Annotated in this window: 18 protein-coding genes; 12 read left to right on the top strand and 6 right to left on the bottom strand. The window is 53.2% G+C overall.

Annotated features, from left to right (window positions below):
• The first annotated feature begins 486 nt into the window (after window positions 1-486).
• The 7 genes from JUE67_RS12000 (at window position 487) to fic (ending at window position 7,973) form a co-directional block, all read left to right on the top strand.
• Window positions 487-1,767, top strand: coding sequence for a replication initiation factor domain-containing protein (locus JUE67_RS12000; RefSeq protein WP_203628548.1), 1,281 nt, complete (start codon window positions 487-489; stop codon window positions 1,765-1,767).
• Between the two features lie 77 nt (window positions 1,768-1,844).
• Complete coding sequence (locus JUE67_RS11995) at window positions 1,845-2,051, top strand: DUF3173 domain-containing protein (RefSeq protein ID WP_003575700.1); 207 nt, start codon at window positions 1,845-1,847, stop codon at window positions 2,049-2,051.
• Complete coding sequence (locus JUE67_RS11990; RefSeq protein ID WP_203628549.1) at window positions 2,044-3,318, top strand: tyrosine-type recombinase/integrase; 1,275 nt, start codon at window positions 2,044-2,046, stop codon at window positions 3,316-3,318. The genes JUE67_RS11995 and JUE67_RS11990 overlap by 8 nt, the downstream gene beginning before the upstream one ends.
• A gap of 663 nt (window positions 3,319-3,981) precedes the next feature.
• Window positions 3,982-4,884 carry a helix-turn-helix transcriptional regulator gene (locus JUE67_RS11985; protein WP_203628550.1) on the top strand — a complete coding sequence of 301 codons (903 nt, stop codon included), beginning with the start codon at window positions 3,982-3,984 and terminating at the stop codon, window positions 4,882-4,884.
• Window positions 4,885-4,949: 65 nt separating this feature from the next.
• Window positions 4,950-6,314, top strand: coding sequence for an MATE family efflux transporter (locus JUE67_RS11980; RefSeq protein ID WP_203628551.1), 1,365 nt, complete (start codon window positions 4,950-4,952; stop codon window positions 6,312-6,314).
• Window positions 6,315-6,436: 122 nt separating this feature from the next.
• Window positions 6,437-6,802: a Fic family protein gene (locus tag JUE67_RS11975; RefSeq protein WP_203628552.1), complete on the top strand. Its 366-nt coding sequence runs from the start codon at window positions 6,437-6,439 to the stop codon at window positions 6,800-6,802.
• Between the two features lie 553 nt (window positions 6,803-7,355).
• Complete coding sequence (gene fic / locus JUE67_RS11970; RefSeq protein WP_203628553.1) at window positions 7,356-7,973, top strand: protein adenylyltransferase Fic; 618 nt, start codon at window positions 7,356-7,358, stop codon at window positions 7,971-7,973.
• 366 nt (window positions 7,974-8,339) lie between these two features.
• On the opposite strand, the gene JUE67_RS11965 is transcribed toward fic, so the two are convergent.
• From JUE67_RS11965 to JUE67_RS11945, 5 genes are all read right to left on the bottom strand, one after another.
• Window positions 8,340-9,452 carry a flagellar basal body-associated FliL family protein gene (locus JUE67_RS11965; RefSeq protein ID WP_203628554.1) on the bottom strand — a complete coding sequence of 371 codons (1,113 nt, stop codon included), beginning with the start codon at window positions 9,450-9,452 and terminating at the stop codon, window positions 8,340-8,342.
• Window positions 9,453-9,674: 222 nt separating this feature from the next.
• Window positions 9,675-10,748, bottom strand: coding sequence for a hypothetical protein (locus JUE67_RS11960; RefSeq protein WP_203628555.1), 1,074 nt, complete (start codon window positions 10,746-10,748; stop codon window positions 9,675-9,677).
• 357 nt (window positions 10,749-11,105) lie between these two features.
• Window positions 11,106-12,155 carry an acyltransferase family protein gene (locus JUE67_RS11955; protein WP_203628556.1) on the bottom strand — a complete coding sequence of 350 codons (1,050 nt, stop codon included), beginning with the start codon at window positions 12,153-12,155 and terminating at the stop codon, window positions 11,106-11,108.
• A gap of 154 nt (window positions 12,156-12,309) precedes the next feature.
• The gene (locus JUE67_RS11950; protein WP_203628557.1) at window positions 12,310-12,666 is read right to left on the bottom strand and encodes a hypothetical protein; all 357 of its coding nucleotides are present in this window, start codon (window positions 12,664-12,666) and stop codon (window positions 12,310-12,312) included.
• Window positions 12,667-12,675: 9 nt separating this feature from the next.
• Window positions 12,676-13,122: a DUF697 domain-containing protein gene (locus JUE67_RS11945; protein ID WP_203628558.1), complete on the bottom strand. Its 447-nt coding sequence runs from the start codon at window positions 13,120-13,122 to the stop codon at window positions 12,676-12,678.
• A gap of 231 nt (window positions 13,123-13,353) precedes the next feature.
• On the opposite strand from JUE67_RS11945, the gene JUE67_RS11940 reads away from it, so the two are divergent.
• From JUE67_RS11940 to JUE67_RS11930, 3 genes are all read left to right on the top strand, one after another.
• On the top strand, window positions 13,354-13,905 hold the full coding sequence (locus JUE67_RS11940) for a hypothetical protein (RefSeq protein WP_203628559.1): 552 nt from the start codon (window positions 13,354-13,356) through the stop codon (window positions 13,903-13,905).
• 709 nt (window positions 13,906-14,614) lie between these two features.
• Window positions 14,615-15,940, top strand: a complete 1,326-nt coding sequence (locus JUE67_RS11935; RefSeq protein WP_203628560.1) for a hypothetical protein — start codon at window positions 14,615-14,617, stop codon at window positions 15,938-15,940.
• Window positions 15,941-16,010: 70 nt separating this feature from the next.
• Window positions 16,011-16,526 carry a nitroreductase family protein gene (locus JUE67_RS11930; RefSeq protein ID WP_203628561.1) on the top strand — a complete coding sequence of 172 codons (516 nt, stop codon included), beginning with the start codon at window positions 16,011-16,013 and terminating at the stop codon, window positions 16,524-16,526.
• Between the two features lie 143 nt (window positions 16,527-16,669).
• On the opposite strand, the gene JUE67_RS11925 is transcribed toward JUE67_RS11930, so the two are convergent.
• Window positions 16,670-17,311: an SDR family oxidoreductase gene (locus tag JUE67_RS11925; protein WP_203628562.1), complete on the bottom strand. Its 642-nt coding sequence runs from the start codon at window positions 17,309-17,311 to the stop codon at window positions 16,670-16,672.
• 117 nt (window positions 17,312-17,428) lie between these two features.
• On the opposite strand from JUE67_RS11925, the gene JUE67_RS11920 reads away from it, so the two are divergent.
• Window positions 17,429-18,016: a TetR/AcrR family transcriptional regulator C-terminal domain-containing protein gene (locus JUE67_RS11920; protein ID WP_203628563.1), complete on the top strand. Its 588-nt coding sequence runs from the start codon at window positions 17,429-17,431 to the stop codon at window positions 18,014-18,016.
• 101 nt (window positions 18,017-18,117) lie between these two features.
• A complete protein-coding gene (locus JUE67_RS11915) occupies window positions 18,118-19,122 on the top strand; it encodes an amidohydrolase family protein (protein WP_203628564.1) in 1,005 nt (334 codons plus the stop codon).
• Window positions 19,123-19,246 lie beyond the last annotated feature (124 nt).

Raw genomic sequence — 19,246 nt, 5'->3', positions numbered from 1 at the left:
CGCCACAACTTCTATTTGATAACGGCCTGTTCTGGGATTGCCCTCAACGACTGGCTAACTTGTTCTTGCAATTTACGGTCATTTTGCACCATGCAGCTGATATTGTTAGCGAGTGAATTTTCATAGCATGGCTTCGGGGCAGTAGTCACGTAATTCGGTAATGAACATTAAGATCCCGTTACAGTTCAACTTTCAGTTTCAAAACGCGTCCTACAAACCGTCTGTATATGTTGAGAGCGAAAGTTCTCACAGACCTTCCGGAAGGGTCTTGCAACGTACGCCGCCGTGCGCGGCGTGCAGCGCGAAAGCCGCTAGCGCGAGCGGTGGCGGTCAGCGTTAGCCGGCCGCCACAAGCCCCCGGTCTCTAATAGGGGGGCAAATATTAGAGACAAAATACACGTAAGTAGGACGAAAGCGCCGATGGCAAGCCACTTTGCGTAAGCAGAAAGGCGGCTTTGCTGTCAGGTTACTTCGAAAGGAGCTAACATGCTGAAAGATTTGAACTTAGTCGGCGGGATGACGAATACCGACTGGCTAAACCAGTTTCATGATGAGATGCGCACGCATAAGATTACTCAAGGTCAATTAGCGAAGACGGCTGCTTACAGTCGATCGCATTTGAATCAGTTGCTGACGGGGAATAAGCCGATTAACGAACAAGCACGGCTGCGGTTGACGTTAGCGCTGCGGTCACTGACCGGCCAGAACAACATTGACGTATGTATTGATTACTTGGGCGTCACATTCAAGTCGCACGACTATGAGGAACTGGTGACCGAACTGTTCCAGATTAACCTGAATCACTTTAATCTCAAAGAAGGTGCACGCTATGGTTACAGTGCCACTTTCAAATGTGGTGAAATCGACGTGTTGCTGTCACCGTATCAAGATGTCAATGCAGACGGCTATGATCCAAGCGAAGATAGCGGCACGATGATTGAGCTGAAGGGCCAAGGCTGCCGCTACGTTGAATCGTATTTGCGTCAGCAGGATCGCACCTGGTACGACTTCTTAGAGACCTGCATTTCGCTTGATGGTCATTTCACCCGTGTTGACCTCGCCATCAATGATCGTAATGGTTTGCTCGATGTGCCGACCTTGATTGAGAAGTGTGACCGCGATGAATTCACCTCGCGTTTTCACGGCTTCCGAGATAATCGCACCAAGCAGTGGGAGGTATCGGGAAGAACTTTGTATCTGGGATCGCCGCAAAGTGAGGTGTACTTCTGTATTTACGACAAGGCTTTTGAGCAACACCAGAAGCACCCTGAGATTGCGATAGAAGACCAGCCGATACGGACGCGCTTTGAGGTCCGGCTACGTCGCAAGCGCGCCGCTGCTGCTATTAAGAATCTGTTGGCAGAGCGTGATCCAGAGAAAGTTGTGTTCGGCATCATCAACCGTTATCTGCGCTTCTTGACGCCGAGCCACAAAGCCAAAAGTCAGTGGGCGACAGATCCGCGTTGGGATGCTTTCATCGGCAATTATCGCGACAAGCTACGACTATCAACCAATCCTGAACCATTGAGTTATGCACACATTACCCGCTGGCTGAGGAAACAGGTTGCGCCGTCACTGAAGATGTTGCAGCTGATTGATCAATATAATGGCACCACCGAGCTGAAGGCAATCATTGACGGCGGGAAGCTGACGCAACGGCACTGGGACTTGATTCATCACTATCAGCACCACCGCAACGGTGTTTTGACGGATTCAGAACCGAGTGAGACATCAAAAAAGAGCGACTATGCCGACCAAAGCAAGTAGTCACCCTTCACAGATAAGATTTGGGTCCTATCTGGTTTGATTATCTCACTTCAATCAACGAGAAGGAAGTGACGTAATTGGATAAGAGTTTTGTCTGCTATCAAGATCTGATGGCATTAGGATTTAAGCAGCATACTGCGCGCGATATCATTAGACAAGCGAAGCAAAGGATGGTACAAAAGGGTTATCCCTTGTATCTCAACCGAAACTTAGGGCGCGTACCGCGTTCTGTCGTTGAGTCCATTCTCGGATCACCGATGAATGGAGCTGTTGAGAATGAGTAAAACCAAATATCCAGGCGTGTTCATAGACGTCAAAGGTAACTTCTACTATGAAACCGAGTTAGGCACCGACAAGATGAGTGGTAAGCGCGTCCGCAAGAAAGGGCGGAAGGACAGTCAAGGAATGCCATTCAGCACCGCGTTTGCGGCGAACAAGGAACTGACGCGGGTGAAGCGTGAATATCATGAGGCGCATGGGTTTACGAACTTCCGCATGACTTACCGTCAGTTCATGAAGGACGCGTATATTCCAGCGTATAAGACCGATGTGGAGGAAAGCACCTTTGCTGTCCGCAATCGCAGTTTTGATATCTGTATCGCACGGTTTGGCGACCAGTTGCTGCGCGATATCGACATCACTGACGTGCAGAACTTCCGCACGTGGCTGCTCACGGATGAAAAGGACGGTGGTGCGGGCTACTCGCAAGGCTATGCTGGATTGGTGTTCGGCTGCTTCCGCAAGTCCCTCGATCACGCGGTGCAGATGCAGTATCTGTCCAGCAATGTGTCGAAGCGAGTCAAGGCGATTCCTAAGGCCAAAAGCAGCGTGCCGTTCTGGACGAAAGCTGAGTTTGAACAAGTTATTGCTCAAATCTGCATTGATGATGTCTACGGGCACCTGAACTTCGTGATGTTGTGGCTGTATTTCCTGACTGGCGTACGCGTCAACGAAGGCACGGCGCTGTGGTGGCGAGATGTTGATCTCGCCAAGAAGCAGTTGCACGTTGACCATATGCTAGTGATGAAGAACCGGCATGACTGGGAACGCCACGACTACACGAAGACGGACAGCGGCAAGCGGATCTTGACGCTCGATGATGACACTGTGGCGATTCTGCGGCGATGGCGCGAGATACAGACGAGTTTCGGGCTGGGTGGGATTGATGACTTCATCATGACCTATGACGGCTTGCCGATGACCAAGTCGACGATTTCGCGGATTATCCACCGCTACGCCAAGTTGGCGCAGGTGCACCCGGTCGAAGGCAAAGGGCTGCGCCACAGTCACGCGTCGTATCTCATCAATGAGTTCAACGTCTCGGTGCTGGTGTTGTCAAAGCGCTTAGGCCACTCGTCACCTGAGATTACGCTCAAGCACTACTCGCACTTGTGGGGCGGGCTGGATGCTGACATCGCCGAACAGATTGCAGGCAACATCACGATCAAAACGGCGGGTCAGAATCAGGTGCGGTTCGTGGGGAATCAGGCTGTGAAGTACGATCAATTAAGCCCCGCCAAACTCCCCGCCAAAATGGCAGTCGAGGCATAGAAAACTAGTGATGACGCGGGTTAGCGCCGCTGAAGATACGCTTGAGTGGGAATAATGAGATAATACGTGGGAACGCCGGGAGACCGGCGTTTTTGTTTACCTTTCTTGATGGTGTGCAACTTTCGGTTTAATCCTGGACTGTACTACTGTTAGCTTGTATTTGGGCAATGTCTGTCTTTGCAGGTTTGACAGCGACGATACCATTTAGCCTCTGGACGGCGGCTGTGTTCATATTTGGATAGAGGTGACCGTAAGTGCCAAGGGAGGGGTGATTATCCAGTTGTCAAAGAATAATTTTGACATGCACTATATACAGACTTCTGAGGGCAACGTATGGGAAAAACAATAAAGTTTTTGAATTTCTCTTCACGCATAATACAGATGAATCAGTCAGCGTTCAGTGAGAGACCTGACCGAATTATTCCGTCACTATTAATAAGGACAATTTCGGGGGCAAAAGCGCGGTCGTTTAACAAATCTTTCTCCCGTTAAGAATCTTTGCCTGATATCATGCAACAAGTTCTTCGGTTTGGGTACTGGGCTGGATGGAATTTTGGACTAGTGACAGTTTAAGCTAATCCTCGTCTTTCAACAGTTCTTGTCGTAACATGACAGATAGATGTCGTGTTTACTTTGATACTCTGTTTGCGTTAAGGAGTTTATATGAAGATTGACAGATTGATTGGCGTCTTAGCCATCTTACTTCAGAGGGATGGAATTACTGCTCCGGAGCTTGCAGAGCGGTTTGAAGTGTCTCGAAGAACCATAAATCGCGACATTGATGTTCTTACCCAAGCTGGAATCCCTGTCTACGCTAAGCGTGGAAGGGGTGGCGGAATTTCAATTATTGACGGTTATCGGATCGACCGGACATTATTGACCTCCAGAGATATGCGGGGCATTATGGCTGGCCTACGCAGCCTGGACAGTGTAAGTGGCAGTCACTATTATGAGCGTCTGATGGAAAAAATTCAGGCAGGCTCAACCGAATTCGTCAGTGGCCGAGATTATATGTTAATCGATTTGTCGTCCTGGTACAGGGCCCGACTTGCGCCCAAGATCACAGCAATCCAGGACGCAATCGAGCGGCACCAAAGGCTGCAGTTCAACTATGCGTCACAAACCCATGAAGCAATTCGGACAGTGGCGCCGTATTTTCTGATCTTTAAATGGTCAAACTGGTATCTCTGGGGCTTCGATACAACGCAGAAGGATGCTCGACTGTATAAGTTGAACCGCATCGCGCAGCTCACTGAGGTCGGAGAATTTGTCCCGCAAGTGGTTGCTGAGCCTTCCCTTGATGCCGAAAGAACCGAGAACGAGACTATCTGGTTTCGTGCTTTGTTCAATCCGGCCGTTAAATGGCGGGTAGTCGATGAGTTCAGCCCGGATCAACTGACGACCCAATTCGACGGGCGCTTGCTGCTCGAAGGTGAATACAGTGATCTGGACAGCCTTATTCAATGGCTGATGTCGTTTCAGGACCAAGTAACGGTGATCGAGCCGGCTGCGGCACGTGAAGCACTGGTCACCGCCGCGAAAAGGATCATTCAGCGCTACCAGTAATTGTCGCTATCGTCTATCTTCATTTGAACTCCTTTGAGGCACAGATCAAAGGAGGACAAGAATCAGTGAGACAGAATAATTTAGGTCAAGACAAGATTTTCCCGCTCGTGTTGCGGTTGGCACTCCCCACCATGCTGGCGCAATTCGTTAATGTCCTGTATAGCGTCGTGGACCGAATGTTTATCGGCCATATTCCTGGGATTGGGAGCGATGCGCTGGCAGGCGTCGGGATATGCAGTCCCATCATCGCGGTGTTGTACGCATTCTGTTACTTGATCGGGCAAGGTGGTACACCAATCATGGCCATGGCGCTTGGTGCTCATGACACGAAGCGAGCAGAGGCGGTCATCAGCAACTGCTTGCGACTTTTGCTTGGATTCGGTATTGGCTTGACCGTCTTGGTGTTGATGTTGCGAAAAGAACTACTCTGGTGGTTTGGCGCCAGCGTTGCCACATATCCTTATGCGCTCGAGTTTTTGACTGTTTATTTGTCTGGAACGGCCTTTGCCTTGCTTGCAGGCGGTATGAATAGTTTCCTGATTGCCCAAGGACACGCCGGGTGGGGCGTTGGTACTGTGCTGACGGGTACGCTCCTCAATATCACGCTTGACCCGATCCTAATCTTCCGTCTGCACTTAGGGGTGATGGGGGCGGCGACATCGACCGTCATTTCTCAGGCAGTCTCTGCTGGCTTCGCGATACTCTGCCTTTATCGCCTGCCGTTGAGCGCTAACCTTCACTGGGGCAAGTTGGATAGACGGCTTTGGCGGCAGATCATCCGTCTGGGCCTTGCGCCTTTCTTGACTTATGCCTTAGACAGCGGGCTTCTGATCCTGCTGAACACGGTTCTTCACCGGACGGGTGGTCCCGGTGAAGGAGATCTGCTGGTAACTTGTGCAACAATCATTCAGAGTTACATGCTGATGATCACATCCCCATTGAGCGGCATCACGATGGGGTGTCAAGGAATCGTCAGTTTTAATCTCGGCGCTCACCAATACGCTCGAGTTAAACGTGCACTCTGGTCGGTCTATTTTGTCTGTCTCAGCTTCTGCGGCATCATGATGATAGTCAGTCTATTTGCGACGCCATTTGTTGTTAGACTGTTTACTTCCGACCCGTTGCTACTCAATCGAGCAGTGCCTTACATCCGGATTTATTCAGCAGGTGTGCTTTTCATGGCGGCACAGTGGACGGTCACCGACATGGGAATCGCCATGGAACAGTCGGGGTTGGCGTTGGGTTGCTCTCTTTTCCGCAAGGGATTATACGTTTGCGGCGTCTTGCTGCTTCCCATACTGTTTCGGCCGGATTCAGCTTTCTTCGCTCAGCCAATCTGTGATGTGGTCGCTTCGTTAGTGTCAGTAGTGGCGTTTTTACAGATTGTTCCTCGAATTCTACACGTAGGACAAGAGAAAGCCTTTGGATAGGACAGATGACCCGAGGCACTCTTGTCGGGGTACTTGCTACACCCACAGTTTCGTACTACGATGTTATTACGCCAGAATAGTATATCCAGTTACCCATTTTTTCTAAGGGCGCACTCAAGGGGATGCAGGTAATCAACGAGCAAGGGCTCAGTATAGATGGCATCGTTGCAACCAATACCTCGTTTGACTCGCCTTCTGAGGAGGAACCGAAGCGAACAGGACATCTTCGAAATGCGGATGATGACCCCGAGGACAATACCGAAATTTGCTTTAGCTCAAAGAGTGGTCAGGCCTATTTTCCGTTGCGCGTGGTTACCCGCAAAGATCTTGCGGTGATTGTTTCTTGCTTTGAGCGGTCCGAGAAGACGGAGTGCGATGCTTGGCGGGTGTTTGCTGAGTTGACCAAGCTACAACCTTTTCAGGATGGCAATAAGCGCACTGCCCTGATCGCGGCGAATGCGGCGGCAGGTACGTTGGTGTCCGGATAATATCTGTTGCTACCGCTGACCAAGCTGGATCGAGCAGAGTTTATGCTATCGCTGATGCGGTATTATCTGGCGGAGTGGGATTCCGTGGATGAGCAGGCGGCTTTTAGGCGGATGCTGCGCTTGCTTCCGAGTCGTGAAGAACGGCTGGCAGAATTGGGTAGGCCAACCACTGAGGAGAAGGCTGCGTTTGATGCTACACCTATCACGTGGAGCCTCAGTTTCGATGATCCGGGGTGCCAGTTGAGCAGGGTATCGCGACCGCTCTCCTTTGGAATCTCTTCGCAATCTGCTGGTAATTCAGCGTAGTGAGGGCTAGCAGCCGGACGCCACTGAAAAGATGAAGGAACTCCAGAATACGTGGTCGACTTCCTAGTTGACTGGGGCCCACGCCCCCGACTCTAGAAGGATTTTTCAAAAGGAACGAAATCGCCCTTTTTTTCAGATCGTAGACGATGCCAATCAGCATTTTATTTGCCGTTAAGGTTTGGTTGTACGATTTGGCGGTATTGTTTGACGGTTGGAGACTAGAAAAACTGTGAAGGAGGCGAAGCAAATGCTGGAGAACAAACTGGGACTGACCAATGCGGCCGAGCTTCACAAACAAGAGGAATTGTTAACGAAGCGCAGAGCCAGGGAGATGTTCGAGACAGGCATGCTGGATGATCTCGAGGTAGGGACATTCAAGGGCCTCGCGGGTATTCATCACTTCCTGTTTCAAGACGTCTATGAATTCGCCGGGAAAGTCAGAAACGTGAATCTCTCGAAGGGCGATTTCCAATTTGCGCCACGCATCTACCTTGAGCAATCTTTGGCTTATATCGATGGGGAGCCACAGGCCAATTTTGACCAGATCATCGAGAAGTATACGGCTATGAATATTGCGCATCCGTTTCGCGAAGGCAATGGACGCGCCACTCGAATTTGGCTGGACAGGATGTTGAAGCAGGGCGTTGGTCAGGTTGCGGATTGGAATCGGATCGATAAGACCGACTATTTGAACGCGATGATGCGCAGCCAGGTCAGTTCTGGGGAGTTGAAGTACCTGCTTCTCAACGCGCTGTCGGACGATTTTTCCAAAGAGGTCTTCTTCAAGAGCATCGATGCCTCCTACGATTATGAAGGCTTCTTCGAGTTTCGGACTGAGGACTTGGGGAATGATGAGGCGCAATGAGACTGGATCGGGACTTGGCGGCAATGGCAGGGGTCCCCGCGATAGCCTATTAACGGGCCTGGATAGTATCCGTCCTTGCGTGCAGGAAAATCAAGCCAAAGACGTTCTTCAGTCACATGAAGTCGCGTATAAACCTCCATCGCTTGTCAATCAGCAGTGCCGGGCAAGCAAAATGTGAGCCGATTACCATTTTTGCGGTTGGACAAATGGAAAAGCTGTTCAACGAGCTGTGAAGACGGGCTGGTAAACAAGCAAAACGGGTGGGACTTCATCAGACAATCGATGAGGTTCCACCCGTTTTGCTTTGATCTTGAGACATTTGTCCCAGTTCCGCACTGGTTTTATCTCTGTTAGACAGGTAGTGAATCAAGGTTCATCATTGACATTTATCGTGGGTCCTTTTTCCTCACCAGTACCATTCACTATTTCTGAACTCGTTGGCACCCCAATGTTATGGCTTTGTGACGCATACTTCTTTTCACCGCTTGTCATTGATGCGGACGATTGGGTACTTGCCGTCGCAGACTTCGCAGGCGTACTAGATTGTGTGTTCTGAGCTGCTGCAGTGCTGCCCGCTGAGTAACCCGCTTGAGTTGAACCTTGTTGCGCCTTGTTTTGGGTCGTTGCCTGTTGAGTCGTCGCTTGTGCTGAGGCGGCTTGAGTCGATGCAGCCGTAGCTTGGGCGGCTGCGGTTTTGGCTGCTGAAGCCTTCGCCGCAGCCGCTTTCTTTGCCGCAAGTTTTGCTGCCGCTGCTTTTTGGGCTGCGAGTTTCGCGGCCTTGGCTTTTGCGGCGACGGCTTTGTCTTTGGCCAGCGCGTCTTTCAGCTCGGTCTGCGATAGGGCGGGCGTTTTTTCGATTGTGGCATACGCAGTGAGCTTGGCCGCCCGCGCCGTGAGCTGCGTCAAGGCCTGTTTCTCTTTGAAAAATGTGTCGCTGATGTGTTTGGCAATTGCACTGTTTTTGTCTTTGAGTATCTCAAGGTAGGATCGGGCATACTGCAGATTTTTCAGCGAGGGTGTCTGGGCCGCCTTGACCAGGCTGGTGTAGACATCACGGATGGCGGATAAGGTGGCATCCGACCCTTGAATCGCGGAGATTTGAGTGAGGGCGGCCTTGAACAATTGCTGGAGCTCGGATGAGTTGGTGGTATTGCCCGTATTTTTCAGAAGTGTCTGTTTGTCTGAGATGGCCGTCAAAACTGCGGCTTCTGCGGCTTTGACTTCCAGCGCTTCCTGGTCTGACAATCGAGACGTCCATTCGCGCACTTTTGGTTTGGCCACTTTTTGGTGGGTCGGCTGATCCTTGGCTTTCGCCTGTTGATCCGCGTACAGATGGGCGATGCCAAACCCGGCTCCGGCCAAAACGACTAGCGCGGCCACGATTAGCACGATGCGTTTGGCGCCCGCACCCCGTTTCGGTTGTTTTGGTCGTTGTGGCGCCTGTATCTCGAGTGGATCGACTAAGCTTTTTTCAGCCATTGCCTGTCCTCCAGCTTGTTTTCTAGCTAAAAATTGATTGCTTGTTAATTATATAATCAGGATTGTTTTTGCTCAATGGAAGCGAGGGTCATTTGCATACATATCTGCAAAATGGAGACTTTGAATTTCATTGTGCGGTCTCCTTTGTACTAGTATATAGGGCTAGTATTGCTGAAAGTACAACATAATAAAACCCGGTCTGAGACCGGGAATATTGACGAATTATGGAATGTCGAAATGCAGTGCATCACTGCCGGATTGTTTGCTGGCATAATTATTATTACTTTCTGGAACTCCAATGTAACGATCTTGAGATGCATAACTTTGAGCGGCACTATTTTGGGTGGCCCGGGATGGGGTGCTTGAACTTTGTGTTTTCGTACTGGATTGAGTGGACTGCCGAGTGCTACTAGTGCCAGCAGAGTAATTCGATTGTGTCGAACTCTTCGGTGCACTATATTGAGTCGAGGCCGCCGCTGCCTGTGTTGCCGCAGCTTGTGCCGCCGCTGCTTTGGCCGCTGCAGCCTTCGCCGCAGCCGCTTTCTTGGCCGCAAGTTTTGCCGCTGCTGCTTTTTGGGCTGCGAGTTTCGCGGCCTTGGCTTTTTCCGCGACGGCTTTATCTTTGGCCAGTGTGGTTGTGAGCTCAGTCTGCGGCAAAGCGGGCGTTTGTTCGATTGTGGCATACGCGGTGAGGTTTGCCGCCCGCGCGGTGATCTGCGTGAGAGCCTGCTTCTCTTTAAAAAATGTGTCGCTGATGTGCTTGGCAATCGCACTATCTTTGCCTTTAAGTAGTCCAAGATAGGATCGTGCATACTGCAGATTTTTCAGCGAGGGTGTTTGGGCCCCCTTGACCAGGCTGGTGTAGGCATCACGGATGGCAGACAAGGTGGTATCTGACCCTTGAATCGCGGAGATCTGGGTGAGGGCGGCCTTGAACAATTGCTGGAGCTCCGATGAGTCGGTGGTCGCGCCCGTATTTTTCAGGAGTGTCTGCTTGTCTGAGATGGCCGTTAAGACGGCGGCTTCTGCGGCTTTGACTTCCAGCGCTTCCTGGTCTGATAATTTTGCTGTCCATTCGCGTGGCTTCGGCTTGGTCACTTTTTGGTGGGTCGGCTGATCCTTGGCTTTCGCCTGTTGGCCCGAGTGCAGATGGGCGATGCCGAGTCCGGCGCCGGCTAAAACGAGCAGCGCGGCCACGATTAGCACGATGCGTTTGACGCCCGCACCCCTTTTCGGTTGTTTCGGGCGTTGTGGCGCCTGTATCTCGAGTTGATCGACTAAGCTTTTTTCAGCCATTGCCTGTCCTCCAGCTTGTTTTCTAGCTAAAATTGATTGCTTGTTAATTATATAATCAGGATTATTTTTGCTCAATGGCAGTGGCGGGACTTCACTTGCATATCTGCAAAATAGAGACAAATAGTTTGCCAATCGGTGGCGAGTTGGCGGCTGCGGCGAGCATTTTCCGTGGTTGGGACTATCTTAAAGACAAATAGGGTGATGCCCGTGCATGGAGGGCCGTCATGGTGCCGCGGTCGCGACGTCGATCTTTCTCGCGCCAACAAAAAAGTGAGTCGCAACGTAACATGCGCGACTCACTTTTTTCGTCCTAATCAAGTTTTCCAATCCGGGGCAGAACGTCACATTTTCCGCACCCTATTTTTCCCGAACACGGCGCAACAGTCTGTCGCAGCCTTGATCAAACAACCAGCCGAGGCCCAGGGTTGCGGCGAGCACCACGAGCGCGTAGACAACCGGTTGGCTGGTGAGGCCCACGTGTTGGCCGATGATCATGGGGATGCGCGCCAGCATGTACAGGGCAAACAGCGCGCGGCCGCCGAGATAGCGGAGCCACGGCTGGCGCAGTGTGACTTTCATCGCAAGCAAGACGAAGAGCCAAACGAACAGGATCGAGGCGACTTCGATGAAGCAGACGCGCAGGATGCCGCCAGACTTGGCCGCCGCAACGTACAGCAGGACGAATGCGACGAAACTGGCGACGGCCGTTCCCCAATAGGCGAGGGCGCTGGCTTGCAGGCGGCGGTCGATGCGCGGCTTGATCAGCGCGAACGCCATGCCGGCTGGGTAACAGAAGATCGTGTTGTAGAACCACACGGGCAGGGTCCAGGCGCCGATCACACAGTAGGCCAGGGTCGCGGCGGTCAACAGGGCGAGCGCGCGGCGCGGGTGGTCAGGCACGAGGCGGAAGCACAGGTAGGTGAGCAGGTACATCAACAAGATTGCGAAGATGTACCAGTTGCTATTGCCGATCGACGTCAGGCCGGTGTATGCGAGCAGTATTTTCATCGGTGCAAAATGGCGATCGAGCGCCACGTTCATGATGGCAAACAGCGTCACGGCCACCGCGAGTTGCAGCCAGATGTATAGCAGGCGCCGGCGGGGAAAATCCTTGAGGTAGCCGCTGCCACGCTTGTTGATCTGGGTCATGATGCCGTAGCCCGAGAAAAAGAGGAACGTGGTGACGATGAGTTCGCCTTTGGTCGCCATCCACACGCCGGTCAGTTTGGCTAGCGGTTGGTTGCGCCCGAGATAATCCTGCAGGTGGCTGAACAGCACCAGTAACATGAACAGCCCGTTGATCGTGGCAGTCGTGTCGCGGCCAAGGTAATCGCCGTCTGCCGTGTTGGCGCGCGGGCGAAGGGCGCTGACGAAAATAAGGGCAATGATCACTAAAAGAATATCCATTCCAACACTCCAAGGCGGGCCGAGGTGCAATGGCCCAACGAGTTTTAAGTATATTCTTGGGGTGAACCGGAGGCAAGGCGGGCAGCGCGCACGCTATTTTTCAAAAAAGACCGCCAGCCCGCTTCTTCGATGAAGTGGGCTGACGGTCGGTTGGCTAAAGCGCGGCCAGTTGCGCTTCGATCGCGGTGCGCTGCGCCTGGTACGCGGGATCGGTGGCGGCCGGCAGCGCCTTGATTGCGTCGGTGAGGGCGCGACCCTTGCTGACGAGCAGCTCGAAGTCCGCGTTCATGTTGCCCATGTACGAGATCATGAGGTACATATCCAGCACGCGCAGGGCATACGCGTCGCCGTCGAGGGCTTGCTTTCCCCATTTGACCAGCGACACCCGCAGATTGCGTGTCTTGCGGCGAAGCTTTTTGCGCTCGTTGTAATACGGTAGGAACAGCGCGACGCAGACCGCGAGCAGCTCCGCGATCCCCGCGACCCATTCAGAAAGTGGTCCGATCTCCATGTGAGCCTCCTAGTGGCTAGATGCCGTAATGCTTTTCGTGATGAAAAAACGCAGGTCAAAACTGTCCTGAATCTGGTTGGCCGATAGCGCGGTGGCAATATCTTGGCCGAGCCGATCGACCAACGCCGCCGCGCCGGTGCCATTAAGAATCGCCCCTGCGGCAGTGCCGATGCCCGGCACGAGTTTCAGCACGTTGCCGGCGACTTGCCGCACCGCAAAACCCATGACGCCTTGATGATTGAGGCTGGCGCGCACGCCGGCAAACCCGCCGTCCAGCGCATCCTTGAGATCTTGATCGGTGATCGATCGGTCATACGCGCGATAGATCGCGCTGAGCATGGTGAGACAAATGGGAATCAGCGCCGCCGTGTCTGTGAAAGGAATCGGACTCAGGGCGACGGCCCCAGCGGCTGTTTTGCCGACATTGATGGCTTGTTGTGCTTGGTTGTTGATCATAATGAGTGCCTCCGTTCTTGCTCACCGATTATAGGCACGTTTGTTATTTCAATGAAGGGTTTGTTGCGGGTGAATAAGCTTACTATCGAGAACGGCAGTTACTTAACTAGACTGCTAGTACAGGAGCTTGGCTGTAGGACGGCCTACTGATCGCGAGCTAACCGTGTTTTCCGTAGCGCTTTCTTGCCCCATGAATGCTACACTATCTGTAAACAAATTGGGGGCGACTCTATGACAGAGATCGAGCAACAGATCGCGCAGGTCAAGCAAGACATCAGTGATGCCATTGAACGGATTCAAAATACTGAGACCAATGAGCAAGCCGTCATGCGGATGCAAAATGCATTCAGCGCGGGGATGATCTACACACTGCCGCTATACGGGAAAGCACTCGCTGTTATGTATCAAAACAATGCTGAGGCAGTTACTCTTTTGCAGAATGCCGATGTTCAGCAGATGGCGGAAGATGATTTCACAAAAGGCGCAGCGGCTGCATGGCGCCGGACACTGTATCGCGAATTCGGCGATCCAGATCAACCAGCCACAAAGTTTCGCGCAGAGGCATATGACCGTAGCGTGGATGAGGGCATGTTCATCGCCGCGTTGTGGCTCGAAACTTTGGTCGCGCCGCCTAAAGAACTGGATTACGATGCAGCGCGGGCTCGCATCGACGCACAGCTGATCTCGCCGTTATACGGTTACGTGCAAGGCAATAATGAGGCGACTTTTAACTGGCTTAAAACACAACGGAATGTGTTGGCAAGTCCGCTGGAAGAACAATAATCTGTCCAAATAATAGCGTCATGACGAAGCACGCCTCGAAACAGAGGCGTGCTTTGTTTGCATCCGGCTGAAAATAAAGGGTCGCGAAAAAGGAGCGGGAGTTTAGTTGCGACTCGAAAAAAATGGTCAACGAAAAAAATGAATCAAAAAACGCTAACCGACAAAAAATCGTTAGTTAGCGACTCAAGACACACTAAAGAGGCCTCGAGAGGCCCCATTTTTGAAATTTTCAGTTACGAACGTGCCGCTGTCTGCGCGGGAGTCGGTGCCGCGCCCTATGTACCGTGTGTTCGTTACTCCACTGCACGCACACACGGTGATCCATCCGACCCATTTTGAACACCAGATGAAAATGGCATCCGTTGTTAACGCTTATACCCGAATCGCCAGACACGCGCCAGCGCCGGTGAGACAGGCCCCATGAGACTCAAGGGAAAGCTACGATCGTTCGGCAACCGGACAACGCCGGCAGGACCACCGAAAGTATTGGACAGGAGATCAGTGGGTTAGCAAGGCCCACACCTGCAATCGAGTTAACGCGATTACTATAACACCATGTTGAAATCCCGTCTACTATTTTGTCTCGATTTATTTTCGCTTTTTTCGGCATCGTAAACGGTTACAATCTGTACATTTTTGAGCAAGCAAATAACAAGACAAAAAAACTTGCTGGGCGTATAGTGACCTCAAATTCAAAGGAGTGAGGATCATGGCGAATGACGATTGGATTCATCTGGCAGGGTGGGTAGTCGGTGGTGAAACGTTCAATATTCGTGAGCCTTGGCAAGCGGCCAGACGGATAGATGCGGTGAAAATTGGGGTAGATGAGTTTTTCGATGAGGATGATCAACGGATCGACAGGCCCCCGCGTGTTTATCATTTGTTGTTCACCTCAGAACTCGCAGGACTGAACCTACACATTGGAGACCGGCTTGATGTACGCGGGACGCTACACAATTTTCCCAATCTGGTCAAGGTCGAGTATCAGGCTCGAATCGAAAAAACTGAGGGCAGGACACGCAGGCGCATCGTGGACTATCTGGTGACATGGGCAAAATGGGCGAAGTTGACCCGTGAGCAGACGAAAAATGTCGACAAGATGTCCAAGTCATACTTGAAGGGCGAGTTGCCGATCGAACGATTATTGCGGCGCGAGACGCATCTGGCGGCAAAGCTCAGCGACCATGCGCGAGAGTTTATGGAAGACACGCAGGCAAGTCAACGACAACTGGAACGGGAGACCCGCTTCAAGCTCGCGACCCAGCTGCCCCAAGCGGCGATCATCGAACCCTCGCGGCGCGTGAAACTAACGCCGGGGGAGCCGACTGCCGGATTTGAGGCACCGCCGTTTGATAAAACGCGTGTCGTGGATCCTATTTATCGGCATGAACTGCTTCGGACATTGAATGAAGACCGCGCGTTTCGCCAGCATCAGGGGTTGCCGCTGCTGAGCACGTTGGCGCTGCCGGAAGAGTGGCGGGCGCAGCATTGGCAGCCGCGTGAGGTGGGCGAACAAGAGGACCCGGAAGTCATGGCGACCTATGCGCGCATTCGGGCGGGCAGCGACGAGCCAATGATTCCGTCGCGCAGTGTGGCGGCGGCGAAGGCGTTGCGGCAGAGGCAAGAGAAAACGGAGACAGCTGAAGCCAAGCCAGTGTCAGAAAGTGGATCCGGCGCGAAGACAGAAGTGGCGGGGCCGGTGGGTGGTGAAGATGCACATGCCAAATCCCCGACACCCGGCCAGCCCACAGCTCAGGTGACGCCGGCGAAACCGAGCGAACCTGTAAAACCAACAGAGGCGGTTAAGCCCGACGATTCGGCCCGACCATCGACGGAATCAACTGCTGAAGTAAGGTCCGACTCACATCTAAAACCAGCACCAAAATTGGAAACGATATCAGAAGCAAAATCGATATTAGGATCAGAATCGAAAGCAGAATCAAAATCAGATTCAGTTCCAAAATCAGCACCAAATTCGCCCGCCACCCCCGCGCCATCATCCCCGCCCGCCAATCCCCGGCATCTCTCCCTGTGACATGCTGGAAAAAGTGGGTCACGCACAGGCCGTGATGATACAATGGAAGCGTTAGAAAGGGGCGGTTGAGATGGATGTGATGACTGCGATCGTAAATCGCAAATCGGTGCGCACGTATACCGGCGAACCGTTGACCAAGACGCAAACGGAACAACTTTTGACGGCGGCATATGCGTCGCCAGTCGCAATGGGACGTTATGAAGATCTGACCCTGACAGTGGTGCAAAAGCCGGCGTTGCTCGCGGCGATCAGCGAGGCGGCAGGCAACGCCAATATTTTATACGGCGCACCGGCATTTTTCGTCGTCTCGACACCGTTGACCGGCACGGCCAGCGATAACATGGCTTATTCGAACGCGGCCACGGTGGTGCAGAACATCAACTTGGCGGCGGTGGCACTGGACCTTGGCGCCTGCCACATCTGGGGCGCGCTTCAGGCCTTCGCCAAGGATCCGTCGTTGAAAACACAGCTGAACATCCCTACAGATCGCACGCCGGTCGCAGGCCTCGTGGTCGGTGTCAGCAGTGAGGACTATCCGGCCCGCACAATGCCAAAGGGGCGCATCGCAACGACCATCCTCGAGTGATCGACCAGAAATCAACTAAACTGTAAGGCAAAAAAATGCAGCCGCTCAAGTCGAGTGACTGCATTTTTCACTCTCTCAAAGTGACTGCATTTTTCCTGATCAATAGGAGGAAGGCGCATTCCAATTTTCCAATGACGGCCACTTTAATAGAAGGAAGGTTTCGGACCGTCCGTGTTGGGCTGATCCACGCCCAGTGACGCGCGCACATGCGCAGTCGGGTCTTCGATCAATTTGACGACCAGATCCGCGACGCTTTGGCGAGACACCTCAGTTCCTTTGAAGGGCTCGCCTTTTTCCGTCAGCTCGTAATCGACCACGGACTTGTTGGACAGCCAGGCCGGCCGAATGATCGTGTACGCGAGGTCGGACGCCTCGATGACCGCGGCCGCCGCGGTGTAAGGCTCCAGATAGCCGCCATCGAGCTGGTCGTGGTTCCACTTGCCAAACGCGCCAGGCACCTCGTCGTAAATGCCGAGCGTCGAGATCCAGATCAACCGCTTCACGCCGGCCGCATCCATCGCGGCGACGACCGCCTTGGCCTGCGCCTCGATGCCGCGATTGCCAAGGTTCGCGTACACGATATCGATGCCGGCCATCGCAGCGGTCAGCCCCGCGACATCCGTGGCATCGCCGTCGATCACCGTTTCCCGCGCGGTGTCCACATCCTTGATTCGGCCTGCGTTCCGCAAAAATAGGGTGAGGGCCGCATTTGTATCGTGGATCAATTGTTTCCGCGCAAGCTGGGCGATCTGGCCATGCGCGCCTAAAATCAAAACGTTTGTCATGTGATGACTTCCTTTCTCATTTCGCCTTCAGCATACCACTGACGAAAAATAAGGAAAACGGACAATCGCCCCGTTTTGTCCGGCTGTGCGGTGGTACACTACGACTGGAGGCATGTGATGACAACCAAAGAGACAATCTGTGCGGCAACCAAACGCGAAGTCCTGACGCGCCCGTTCAGTGCAATTACGGTGACGACGATCATGCAGGAAGCGGGCCTGCGCCGGCAGACTTTTTACGACCATTTCCGCGATAAATACGATGTGTTGGCTTACATCTACCAAACGGAAGTCGATAACGCGGCGGCCTATTGCAGGACGTATCGTTATTGGCCACAAACCGTCGCGCGCATTCTGCAATATTTCGCGGCGAACGGCGCTTTTTATCGGCAGGTCCTGATGCTCGATGTGCAAAATGCCCCAGCCGAGGTGATCCAGACACACTTTGCCGCGATGTTTGGGGACATCCTGCATGATATGGGGCAGGCCGAACACCTCACGCTCGACGACACTGACCTGACATTTACACAAAACATGCTGGCGGCCGCGATGTTTTCCGCGGTCAAAGCCTGGTTGCTGGCGACCGATCCTGCGCCGCTTGCAGACGAGACCGCCCAGCTTCAGCAGTATTTGGCCGATCAATTTGCCGGTCTGTTGCAGCGGCTCAACCCCGCGTCGCCACGCAGCACGCTGGCGGGATGGCTGTAATCGAGGTTACGCAAACGGGACATTTTGCACCTGTTTGGGCTTTTCTTTTCCATTGCGGATGACTAGGATAAGTGTGAATACAAGTGAAAGGCGGTGTTCACATGCGAGTGATCACTTTAGAAGAACACATTGAATTTCCCGACATCACCGCGGCGATCGCGCAAAGTAGCGGCCAAGCCCCGGTGCCAAAGCTGAGCGAGGGGATGCGGCACTACATGGCAACGGAGCTACCTGATCCAGCAACGATGCAGGATGTCACGGGGCCACGGCTGGCGTACATGGATGCGCAGGGAATCGCGATGCAGGTGCTGTCTTTTGGCAACGCCCAGCCGCAAAATCTTCCGGTTGCGCAGGCCATCGCGTTGTGCCAGCAGGCGAACGATGATCTGGCGGCGGTGGTTGCGGCGCATCCGGACCGCTTTGCCGCGCTGGCCGTTTTGCCGGTCGCAGATCCTCAGGCGGCGGCCAAAGAGTTGCATCGGGCGGTTGAAGAGAAGGGCTTGCGCGGGGTGTTGCTCAAGGGTAACTTCGGCGGTAAGCTCTTCGACGATCCGTTCTTCTTCCCGATCTTCCAGGCCGCGAGCAATCTGGGCGTGCCGGTCTATTTTCACCCGTCATTTATCCCGGGGGAGATCACGTCGCATTATTTTGCCAGTGATCAGTGGTCCGATGTGGTGACGGGGATCCTGTCTTCGGCCGGTTACGGCTGGCACATGGACGTCGGCGTGCAGGTCCTGCGCATGGTCGCCAGCGGCATCTTCGACAAGCTGCCGAACCTGAAGCTGATCTCAGGGCATTGGGGCGAATTGGTGCCGCTGTTTCTTGAGCGGCTCGATGACGAATTCACGCCGCATGCCGGCCTGCGCAAAGCGTTCTCCGACTATTACCGCGAGCACGTTTGGGTGACACCGAGCGGAATGCTGACGCGCCCGCAACTGCGCTTTTTGCTGGATGAAATGGGCGAGGATCACCTGATGATGGCGTGCGACTATCCCTACAAGCAACCGCAAAATGTGCAGGCGTTTTTGGCCGCGGGCGATCTGACCCCAGCTCAGCAGGAGAAGTTCGCATTCGGTAATGCCGAAAAATTGCTCCATCTGAAGTAGCTGCTTGACGAAAAGGATGGGGGTCGGGTACTTACGACAGGATGAATCCTGGATTATTCATAGAATTTCAAAAAAGCAGCGCAATCCCACGATTCACACGGGACTGCGCTGCTTTGGTGTTTCA

Source organism: Lacticaseibacillus mingshuiensis (assembly GCF_016861785.1).
In the GTDB taxonomy this organism is placed as follows: domain Bacteria; phylum Bacillota; class Bacilli; order Lactobacillales; family Lactobacillaceae; genus Lacticaseibacillus; species Lacticaseibacillus mingshuiensis.
The sequence above is the reverse complement of the archived record's forward strand: the minus strand, read 5'-3'. Positions and strand labels throughout refer to the sequence as shown.

Coding starts and splice junctions, on each gene's coding strand:
- JUE67_RS12000 (WP_203628548.1), top strand. CDS start 487: ATGCTGAAAGATTTGAACTTAGTCGGCGGGATGACGAATACCGACTGG.
- JUE67_RS11990 (WP_203628549.1), top strand. CDS start 2,044: ATGAGTAAAACCAAATATCCAGGCGTGTTCATAGACGTCAAAGGTAAC.
- JUE67_RS11985 (WP_203628550.1), top strand. CDS start 3,982: ATGAAGATTGACAGATTGATTGGCGTCTTAGCCATCTTACTTCAGAGG.
- JUE67_RS11975 (WP_203628552.1), top strand. CDS start 6,437: ATGCAGGTAATCAACGAGCAAGGGCTCAGTATAGATGGCATCGTTGCA.
- fic (WP_203628553.1), top strand. CDS start 7,356: ATGCTGGAGAACAAACTGGGACTGACCAATGCGGCCGAGCTTCACAAA.
- JUE67_RS11965 (WP_203628554.1), bottom strand. CDS start 9,452: ATGGCTGAAAAAAGCTTAGTCGATCCACTCGAGATACAGGCGCCACAA.
- JUE67_RS11960 (WP_203628555.1), bottom strand. CDS start 10,748: ATGGCTGAAAAAAGCTTAGTCGATCAACTCGAGATACAGGCGCCACAA.
- JUE67_RS11955 (WP_203628556.1), bottom strand. CDS start 12,155: ATGGATATTCTTTTAGTGATCATTGCCCTTATTTTCGTCAGCGCCCTT.
- JUE67_RS11950 (WP_203628557.1), bottom strand. CDS start 12,666: ATGGAGATCGGACCACTTTCTGAATGGGTCGCGGGGATCGCGGAGCTG.
- JUE67_RS11945 (WP_203628558.1), bottom strand. CDS start 13,122: ATGATCAACAACCAAGCACAACAAGCCATCAATGTCGGCAAAACAGCC.
- JUE67_RS11940 (WP_203628559.1), top strand. CDS start 13,354: ATGACAGAGATCGAGCAACAGATCGCGCAGGTCAAGCAAGACATCAGT.
- JUE67_RS11935 (WP_203628560.1), top strand. CDS start 14,615: ATGGCGAATGACGATTGGATTCATCTGGCAGGGTGGGTAGTCGGTGGT.
- JUE67_RS11930 (WP_203628561.1), top strand. CDS start 16,011: ATGGATGTGATGACTGCGATCGTAAATCGCAAATCGGTGCGCACGTAT.
- JUE67_RS11925 (WP_203628562.1), bottom strand. CDS start 17,311: ATGACAAACGTTTTGATTTTAGGCGCGCATGGCCAGATCGCCCAGCTT.
- JUE67_RS11920 (WP_203628563.1), top strand. CDS start 17,429: ATGACAACCAAAGAGACAATCTGTGCGGCAACCAAACGCGAAGTCCTG.
- JUE67_RS11915 (WP_203628564.1), top strand. CDS start 18,118: ATGCGAGTGATCACTTTAGAAGAACACATTGAATTTCCCGACATCACC.